6 protein-coding genes are annotated in these 9,308 nt (G+C 69.9%); 2 read left to right on the top strand and 4 right to left on the bottom strand.

Annotated elements, in window-relative coordinates:
• The first annotated feature begins 237 nt into the window (after positions 1-237).
• Entirely contained in the window at positions 238-738 is a 501-nt protein-coding gene (locus M3N57_01345; GenBank protein ID MDP9021350.1) for a YbhB/YbcL family Raf kinase inhibitor-like protein, read from the top strand.
• Positions 731-1,375: an HD domain-containing protein gene (locus M3N57_01340; protein ID MDP9021349.1), complete on the top strand. Its 645-nt coding sequence runs from the start codon at positions 731-733 to the stop codon at positions 1,373-1,375. The genes M3N57_01345 and M3N57_01340 overlap by 8 nt, the downstream gene beginning before the upstream one ends.
• Before the next feature lie 6 nt (positions 1,376-1,381).
• Here M3N57_01340 and M3N57_01335 read toward each other — a convergent pair whose 3' ends face one another.
• The 4 genes from M3N57_01335 to M3N57_01320 all read right to left on the bottom strand — a co-directional run.
• Positions 1,382-6,940 carry an ATP-grasp domain-containing protein gene (locus M3N57_01335; protein MDP9021348.1) on the bottom strand — a complete coding sequence of 1,853 codons (5,559 nt, stop codon included), beginning with the start codon at positions 6,938-6,940 and terminating at the stop codon, positions 1,382-1,384.
• Positions 6,940-7,719, bottom strand: coding sequence for an enoyl-ACP reductase FabI (gene fabI, locus M3N57_01330; protein MDP9021347.1), 780 nt, complete (start codon positions 7,717-7,719; stop codon positions 6,940-6,942). The genes M3N57_01335 and fabI overlap by 1 nt, the downstream gene beginning before the upstream one ends.
• 20 nt (positions 7,720-7,739) lie before the next feature.
• The gene (locus tag M3N57_01325; protein MDP9021346.1) at positions 7,740-8,351 is read right to left on the bottom strand and encodes a 1-acyl-sn-glycerol-3-phosphate acyltransferase; all 612 of its coding nucleotides are present in this window, start codon (positions 8,349-8,351) and stop codon (positions 7,740-7,742) included.
• 40 nt (positions 8,352-8,391) lie between these two features.
• A partial coding sequence (locus tag M3N57_01320; protein ID MDP9021345.1) for a beta-ketoacyl-ACP synthase II occupies positions 8,392-9,308 on the bottom strand: 917 nt, incomplete at its 5' end.

Raw genomic sequence — 9,308 nt, 5'->3', positions numbered from 1 at the left:
GCTTGGTGGAGATCGCGGGCGCTGACCACAACGACCCGGCGCTACTGACCGGTGACCGGCTGCTCGCGGCCGTCGAGGGCTTCCTCGCCGACCACCGACCGTGACCACCGCGGCCGTTCCCGCGCATTCCGGCGGGCGCGTGTGTTGCCGTCAGGTTCCGGCTTCCTGCCCGAACGGTCACTGCAGACGCGGCGGGGACCACGCAGGTTGGGGGCGACCGGCGGAGGAGACACCACCATGGCCGATGCGACGCCGTCGGCTGCGGCGGGCGACGCGCCGGAGACCATCTACCTCACGTGTGCGGCGTTCCAGGACCACGATCCGATGCCGCGGCGTTTCACCTGCGACGGTGAGGACCTGGCCCCCGCGTTGGCGTGGCGGGGCATCCCCGGCGACACCCTCGAGTTGGCGCTGTCCTGTGAGGACCCTGACGCGCCCGGCGGCACGTTCGTTCACTGGATGATGGTCGGCATCGATTCCGCCAGCACCGGCCTCGACGAGAACACCATCCCCGACGGCGCGGTGGTCGGCGTCAACGACTTCGCCACCAGCGGCTACCGCGGACCGTGTCCTCCGTCCGGGGACGACTCCCACCGGTACGTCTTCACGGTGTTCGCCTCAGGCGCGGGACTCTCCCTGGACAACGACTTCAGCGCCCAGCAGCTGCACGACGCGCTGCGAGGCAACGTCATCGCGGTCGGCAAGCTCACCGGCCTCTACCAGCGTGACAGTGCCTGAGGTCGGTCCGGGCGAGGCGGCCGCTGACCGGCTCGCCGACCAGCTCGCGTTCCTCCTCGAGGCCGACCGGCTCAAGCACGTCTTGCGCCGGACCACGATCGCGGACGGCTCGCGGCGCGAGAACTCCGCCGAGCACTCGTGGCACCTGGCACTGTTCGCCGCCGTCCTGGCGGAGCACGCCGCCGAGCCGGTCGACGTGTCTCGGGCCATCCGGATGTTGCTCATCCACGACGTGGTCGAGATCGACGCCGGCGACACCTTCGCATACGACGACGCGGCTCGTGTCACGAAGCAGAGCCGCGAGCAGGACGCTGCTGACCGGTTGTTCGCGCTGCTGCCTGACGATCAGGCCGCCGAGTGGCGTGCCCTGTGGGACGAGTTCGAAGCCGGTCGAACCCCCGATGCCCGCTTCGCAGCGGCGATCGACCGGCTCCAGCCGATCCTGCTCAACCACGCCTCCGGCGGCGTGGCGTGGCGCGAGCACGGCATCCGAGCTGGGCAGGTCCGCGCCCGCAACAGGCGCACCCGGCAGGCGGCCCCGGCGCTGTGGGACCACGCCCAGCAGGTGATCGACGCGGCGGTCGCCGACGGCCACCTCGCGCCCGACGACGGGAACGTGGGGTCCCGTCGTCGGTGACGAGCGTCACATGGCTTCGAGGGTGGCGGCGAGGCCGCGCTCGACCGCATCGATCACGTACGGCCGCAGTTCCGCGGCGGGGATGATGCAATCCACCGAGCCGACCTCACGGGCCCGTTCGATGCTGTGGATGCTGTCGAACTCGTTGGCCACCTCGCGCATCTTCTCCGCGTGGACCTCTTCCTCGACCTCGTCGAGCTCCGTCTGCAGCTTCGCCTTTTCCCCCTCCGGGGCTTCCTCCAGCTCCCGACGCAGCGACGCGACACGTTCGTCCTCGTGCGTGCGACGATCCACCTCCCGGGAGAAGACCACGGCGGCTGCCGGTGTCCCGCCGATCACCGACGCGTACGAGCCCTCTACAGCGGCGACCTCCAACCCCTCGTTCAGCCACTTGGAGAAGACCACGAAAGCGCCGCCGTGGTACCGCGAGATCACGCAGAACACGAGCGGCCCACGGAAGTTGACCACCGCTCGGCCGATCTCCGCGCCGAACTCCAGCTGCCACTTGCGCATCGACTCCGGCGACCCGTCGAAGCCCGACAGGTTGGCCAGCACCACCACGGGCCGGTTCCCGGAAGCGGCGTTGATGGCGCGGGCCACCTTCTTCGACGATTGCGGGAACAGCGTCCCCGACGTCCACGCGGACGGCCCATCGGCCGGCAGGAACCCGTAGCGGGGCAACGTGTGCGACTCGAACCCGAGCATGCACACCGGGATGCCGCCCACGTGCGCGTCCCAGACCACGGCGCCCTCGGCGTCGCGCCAGGCGAACCAGCGCTCGATTGGCTCGCGGTCCTGATCGCTGACCGCACGCATCACCGATCGGATCGCGAACGGCTTCTTCCGCTCGGGGTTCCGCTCGTCGGAGAAGATCTCGCCGACCAGGTCGAAGTCCGATCCCTCCACCTGTTCGTGTGGGAAGTCGCGGACGTCGCGGTCGTGGGGGTCGGAGGTCTGCACCCGCGGCGGGAAGCGCTCGCCGGGCACCACGTAGGTGTGGTCGTAGTGGCGGAACAGCAGCTGGCAGGCGGCCTCCACACTCGGCGCCCAGTACTGCGCCTCGCCGTTGGGACCCATGATCCTCTCGTAGCCGCCGATGCCGACGTTGTCCTCGGCCGAGACACCCCCGGAGAAGTCCAACGCCCGCTTCCCGGTGAGCACCATGGCGCTGTCGGGGACCATGATCAGGATCCCCGACGTGTGCATCAGCATGGTCGCTTCGGCGTTGAAGTACGGCTGGGCGCCGACGTTGATGCCCGTCACGATGATGTTCAGCTCGCCCCCGCCCTGCGTGAACTCGACGATGCGGCGGAGGACCGCCCCGATCCAGTCCATGTTCTCCACGCCGGTGTCCATCGCGATGCGCGCTCCGGACGACTCCGCGAACCACTCGACCGGCAGCTGGCGCGACTCGGCCAGATCGAGCGCGGCGATCAGCCGCCTGCACTCGGCCTCGGCGATCGATCCCAGGCTCATCGACGGGTCGCTCAGCACCATGACCCGTTCCATCCCGTCGGGCACCGCCTCGGTGACGTTGCGGATCAGGCCGACCACGATGCTGGCCTCGTTCTGCCCGTAGGGTCGGTCGACCGGGACCAGGCGCCCGTCCCCATCGAGGTCGTGCTCGGTGAAGCTGCCGGGTGGGAAGTCCGACACCGCCTCGTCGCGTGGCGTGAGCTGGTCGATCAACTCGTACGGGTAGACCGAGCCGTAGCGGCGGGTCTTCAGGACCCGCTGGCGGTACTCCGACAACGTCGGGATGGGCTCGTCGGACGGTTCCTCCTCGCGGACCACGATGCCGGTCTCAGCCACGTTCTCGATGTGGAGCTCGATCTCTTGCGTCTCACCGCTGGCGGGATCGCGGGTACGACCGAACGCGATCACCTTCTCCAGGCCGAGCCCCACCGTGGCGGGGGCGAGCTCACGGGCGAGGTCGCGCAGCACGCTCGTTGGGAAGTCGAGCGGCGGCTCGATGTGCAGCATGACGAGGTTGTTGAGCAGGCGTTCACCCGGTGGGCGTCGGGTCTGGAAGCGACGGATGCCCGACAGCGCCTCCATCAGCATCCGTTCCAGGTGCGGGAGGGAGACGACGTCCCCGTCATCGTCGGTGACCGCCGTGAGGTCGCGGACCTCCGCCAGCGCGAAGAGGCGCTCGTCGTTCTCGTTGTCCCGCCCCACACCGTGGAACAGGTACACGTCCTCCACCGACGGCAGCCGCCGGATCTGGAAGTTCGACAGTCTCCACAGCCCCAGGCGCTTGCCGAGCATCGGGTGGAGGTTGCGGTACAGCGTCTCCTCGTGGAAACCGTCGTCGTCCTGACGGAACGTGAAGTGCTGCGTGCGGCGGTGCTCGGGTCCCGGCCCGCTGCTGGTCACCATCACGTCGAGGCGGTGCAGTCGACGCCCGAAATCGACGTCCGCGAGCTGCTCGCGGACCTCCTCGGCCATCACGTCACCGTCGCGCTTGGGACCCGGCCGTGCCAGAGCCACATCGACCACCACCGCCCGGTCGGGGTCGACCTCGGTGATGTGGGCCCGCACGCGGTCTGCCACGCCGGCCAAGCCGTCGTCGTGGGCGTAGGCCACCACCAGGTGGTAGCTCTCGTCCTCGTGCTCGTAGTCGGCGATCGCCAGCGGGTGGCCATCGAACCACTCCACGTGGAGATCACGCAGGTGGCGGGCACGGTGGTAGCGACGGGCGCGGACCTCCAGGACCGCTTCGCGCAGCCCCCCATCCGACTCCTGGTACCACCGCAGGAGCCGTCCGCGCAGTGGCTGTGGGCAACGCACCAGCCGCTCGAGGTGCTGCTCACGCTGATCGGGGTCCGGGTCGGCGGCGAGCGCCGCCACCTCCTCCTCCATCTGCGCGTACGTCTCTTCGCGTTTCTCCTCCAGCAGCGGTCGGTCGAACGCCTGGTGACGCACCTCCCGCGCCAGATCGCTGACCGTCGCGTAGCGACCCTGCGCCACGGAGATCAGGCGGTCGAGGAGAGCCCGGTAGTCGTCGTCGTCGCGTGCCACGGGGGCGCGGTGCTGGAGGTGGCGTTCCAGGATGGTGTCGATCGTGGGGGTCAGGTCCTGGATACGGCTGAACGCACGGAACATCCACAGCAGCGCGTCCTCGAGCTCCGGGGTGCGTTCCAGCCCGTCGACGCCGTAGCGCGCCAGCGCCCGTTCAAGGCGGTCGAGGAACGAGCGCGGCAGCAGCTCCTCTGCGCGATCAGGGGAGCGCAAGTAGGTGAACAGGTACTCCTGGGGGCTTCGGACCAGTTCGCCCTCCGTGGTCTGGTCCGGTTGGCGGCGCGACAGCGCACCGAGGTCGGCGAAGATCGCGAGCACCTCGTCCTCGCGGGCGAGCAGCTCCGGGTCACCCTGCGGCAGCGCCGCACAGACGGCTTCTTGCTGTGCGAACAGCTCGTCGACCTCGTCCTGGTCGAGGTCGTAGCCCAACAAGTAGGCGCGGAGGCGGTCGAAGAAACGCTGTGCGCGTTCCGCCGGGGACTCCCCGTCGAACCGGGTGGCCGAGTCGGCCGCGAACTGGACCCGTTCCTCGGGGCTCTCCTGTTCCTCTTCCTCGCGTTCGATCCGGGCCAGGATGGCGCCGGCGTCGACCTGGACGTTCTCGTTGACGTCGATCGAGCGCACGCGGCCGGCGTACGGCGCCTCGACCGCGGTCTCCATCTTCATCGCTTCGAGCACGCAGACCGTCTGGCCGGCTTCGACGCGGTCGCCAGGTGACACGGCCAGGGAGATCACGACCGCTGGTGACGGGGAGCGCATGACGCCGCCCTCGTCGCGTGTCACGCGGTGGGGAACCCCTTCGATCTCGACCTTGTAGGTGGGGCCCTGCACGTCGGCGACCGCCTTGATGTGCCGCTTGTCGTAGTTCAGGCGCCGCTCGTACCGGCCCAACCGATCGAGTTCCACGCTGACGTGACCATCCGGCGTGTCGACCCGGTAGGCGCGTGCCCCGAGCCGGTACACCGTGGTGCGGTAGGACGTCCCGCGGTAGCGCAGTTCGATGGTCTTGCCGGTCCCGGGTTCGGCTTCGGGCCGCCCCCGCCTCGCCGACGCGTGGAAGTTCGTGCGGTCGGCCTCGTGCTCGACCTCGTAGCCTTCCACCGCAGCCAGCAGGACCGCCGCGGCGGCGGGTTCCGGGAGGAACCCGCCCTCCTCGGTCAGCCGGTCCAGCCAACCGGTGTCGAGCTGGCCCTCCACGACGTCGGGGTGGTCGACCAGGCTCAGCAGGAACCCCTTGTTGGTCGCCCCGCCCTCGATGATCGCCAACGATTGCGACAGTCCCCGGCGCAGGCGCGCCATCGCCTCGCCACGGTCGCTGCCGTAGCCGATGATCTTCGCGATCATCGCGTCGTAGTCCGTCGCGATCTCGTCGCCCTGCGTGACGCCGGTCTCGACCCGCATCCCGGGACCGGCGGGGAAACGCAGCTCCGCGACCCGGCCCGGCGCCGGGCTGAAGTCGTTCTCGGGATCCTCGGCGTACAGGCGCGCCTCGATGGCGTGGCCCTTGGTCGGCGGCGGCTCGCCTTCGAGGCGCCCGCCCCGTGCGACGTGTAGCTGGAGCTTGACCAGGTCCAGGCCGGTGACCAGCTCGGTGACCGGATGCTCCACCTGCAGGCGGGTGTTGACCTCCATGAAGCAGAACCGCTGTCGCTCGGGTTCGAACAGGAACTCGATCGTCCCGGCGTTGGTGTACCCGGCGGCGCTGGCCATGCGCGCAGCCGCGTCGCGGATCTCTTGCTCCTGTTGGGAGGACAGCGCCGTCGACGAGGACTCCTCCAGCACCTTCTGCTTGCGTCGCTGCACGCTGCAGTCGCGGACCCCGACCGCCCAGACGTTGCCGTGGTGGTCGGCGATGATCTGTGCCTCGACGTGGCGCGCGTCGCCCAGTACCTGTTCCAGGAAGACCGTCGGGTCACCGAACGTGCGCTGGCCTTCGTCCCGCGCCGACTCGAAGGCGTCGCGGAGCTCGTCGGCGTTGTTGGCCATGCGGATGCCGCGCCCGCCGCCGCCGGAGGCGGCCTTCACCAGGACCGGGTAGCCGAGCTTGTCGGCGTGTGCTGCTGCCTCCTCGGCGTCGTCGACCGGCCCGTCGCTCCACGGCACCACCGGGACGTCGGCGTCCTCGGCGAGCCGCTTGGCGGCGACCTTGTCACCCATGAGATCGATCACGTCGGCCGGGGGACCGATGAACGTGATCCCTAGCTCGTCCTCGCACAGCCGGGCGAACCCCGCCTGTTCGGAGACGAAACCCCAACCCACCCACGCGGCGTCCGCCTCGGTGGCGCGGAGCGCGTCGGCGAGGACGTCGTAACGCAGGAACGTGTGCCGGCGTTCACCTTCGTTCGGGTCGAACGTCATGGCCGGGCCCAGCCCGTACGCCTCGTCGGCCTGGCGGACGTACCACGATGCCTCGTCAGGGTCGGTGTAGAACGCGATCGTGCGGATGTCGGTGCCGTGCTCGCGGTTGTACTCGGCGACGGCATGCAGCAGCCGCATCGCCGCTTCGCCGCGGTTGACGATCGCCAGACGCTTGAAGTCGCTCATCAGCCCGCTGTCCCGCCGATCGCGTGCGCGCCGCCGTCGACGTGCACGATCTCCCCGGTGATCCCGTCCGCCCAGTCAGACAGCATCATGCACGCCGTCCGCGCGACCGGCGCCGGGTCGTCGCTGTCCCAGCCCAGCGGTGCGTGCTCGCCCCAGCGGTCGAACCCCTCGAACCCCTCGATGCTCTTGGCCGCGACCGTCTTCAGCGGCCCAGCCGCGATCAGGTTGACGCGGACACCGTCGGGGCCGAGGTCACGGGCCAGGTACCGGGCGCACGACTCCAACCCGGCCTTCGCCACACCCATCCAGTCGTACGCCGGCCAGGCCACCGACGCGTCGAAGTCCATCCCGATGATCGCGCCGCCGTCGGCTTCCCGGAACAGGGGCGCGAACGCGCTGCCCAGCGCCGCCAGGGAGTAGGTCGAGATGTGGAAGGCCGGGGCCACGTCCTCCCACGGGGCGGTGAGGAACCCGCCGCCCAACGCCGAGTCGGGCGCGAACGCGATCGCGTGCACGAGCCCGTCGAGGCCTCCCCACCGCTCTTGCAGCTCGTTGGTGACCCCCTCGATGTCGTCGGGCTTGGTGACGTCGAGCTCCAGGACGTCGGGGGTCGGGTCCAGCTTCTTCGCGGTGCGTTCGGTCAGTCGCCGGCTCTTCCCGAAGCCCGTCAGTAGCAGCTCGGCGCCCTGTTCCTGGGCCAGGCGGGCGATGTGGAAGGCGATCGATCGGGGATCGAGGACGCCGGTCACAAGCAGTCGTTTTCCGTCGAGCAACACGATGTCTCCTTCGCGGAGTCTCCTTACGCGGAGGTCCCCAGGTTGAGTCCGTCCGCCCGGGGGGCGTCGGACAGTTCGACGAGTGCGTCGTGGAGGCGATCCGCGAAGTCGCTGCGCACCGAGGGATCGTCCTCCGGAGCGTCCAGCGGATCGCCGAACGCCACCCGCACGTGGTGGCGGCTCAGCAGCCGAGGGAAGCGATCGACTGGCCACGCCTCGGCGGTCCCGTTGATCCCCACCGGCACCACCGGGCAGCCGGCGGCGGACGCGATCCGGGCCACGCCGCTGCGGGGCCGGTAGACCTGCCCGTCTCGGCTGCGGCCGCCCTCGGGGAAGATGACCAGCGCTCCGCCACGGTCGAGGACCTCCACGCACCGCTCCACGACGTCGGTCTCACCGCTGCCACGCTGGACCAGCATCATCCCCCCCCACTGCAGCAGCGACCCGATCACCGGCGGGGCGGCCAGGTGCGCCGACCCGAGGAACGTCAGCCGTCGTTGCGCCGCGGCGCCCAGCACCACCGAGTCGAGGTGCGACCGGTGGTGCGAGGCGACGATCACCGGTCCGGACGTGGGCAGGCGATCGACGCCGTCGACGTCCAGCCGCAGCCACCATCCAACCGGCGCCCTGCTCACGGCCTGGAGCCAGGACGGCGTGGCAGGGACATGATCCATGTCAGACCTTGCGGAACAGCAGTGACGCGTTCTGCCCCCCGAAGCCGAACGAGTTGGACAGGGCGGCCCGTACCTCGCCCTGGCGAGCCTCACCGTGCACCACATCGATGTCGATCTCGTCGTCGAGCTCTTCGAGGTTCGCGGTGGGTGGGATCACGCCGTCACGCAGGGCGAGGACGGTGAACACCGCCTCGATCCCCCCGGCCGCGCCGAGCGTGTGTCCGGTGACCCCCTTGGTGGAACTGACGCCGACCTGGTCGGTGGAGTCCCCGAACACCCGTCGGATCGCGATCGACTCCGATTTGTCGTTCAGCGGAGTGGAGGTGCCGTGCGCGTTGATGTGGTCGATGTCACCCGGCTCCATGCCGGCGTCGGCCAGTGCACGCTGCATGGCGAGCACCGCGCCGCCACCTTCCTCGGGTGGTGAAGTCTGGTGGTGCGCATCGGCGGAGCTACCGGCTCCGGCCAGCACCGCCAGCGGGGTCGCGCCGCGGGCACGGGCGTCCTCCGCCCGCTCCAGCACCAGCATCCCGGCGCCCTCACCCATCACGAAACCGTCACGGTCGGCATCGAACGGCCGCGACGCTGTCTCGTCCTTGCGTTTGGACAGCGCCCCCATCTTGGCGAACCCGGCGGTGGACAGTGGCGTGATCGACGCTTCGGTCCCGCCGGCGAGCATCGCGTCGGCCGTCCCCGATGCCAGCAGGTCACGTGCGATGTGGATCGCCGTGGCGCTGGCTGCACAGGCGGTGTTGACGGTCAGGTTCGGGCCGCGTGCGCCGAGCTCGATGGCGACCTGGCCGGCAGCCATGTTCGACAGCATCTTGGGGATCATGAACGGGCTGACCTTGTTCTTCTCCATGAAGGAGGCGTGCTGCTCCTCCCAGGTGATCACCCCGCCGATCCCGCAGCCGAACG

This window comes from Actinomycetota bacterium (assembly GCA_030776725.1).
In the GTDB taxonomy this organism is placed as follows: Bacteria; Actinomycetota; Nitriliruptoria; order Nitriliruptorales; family JAHWKO01; genus JAHWKW01.
This window is presented reverse-complemented; position numbering and strand designations above follow the sequence as displayed.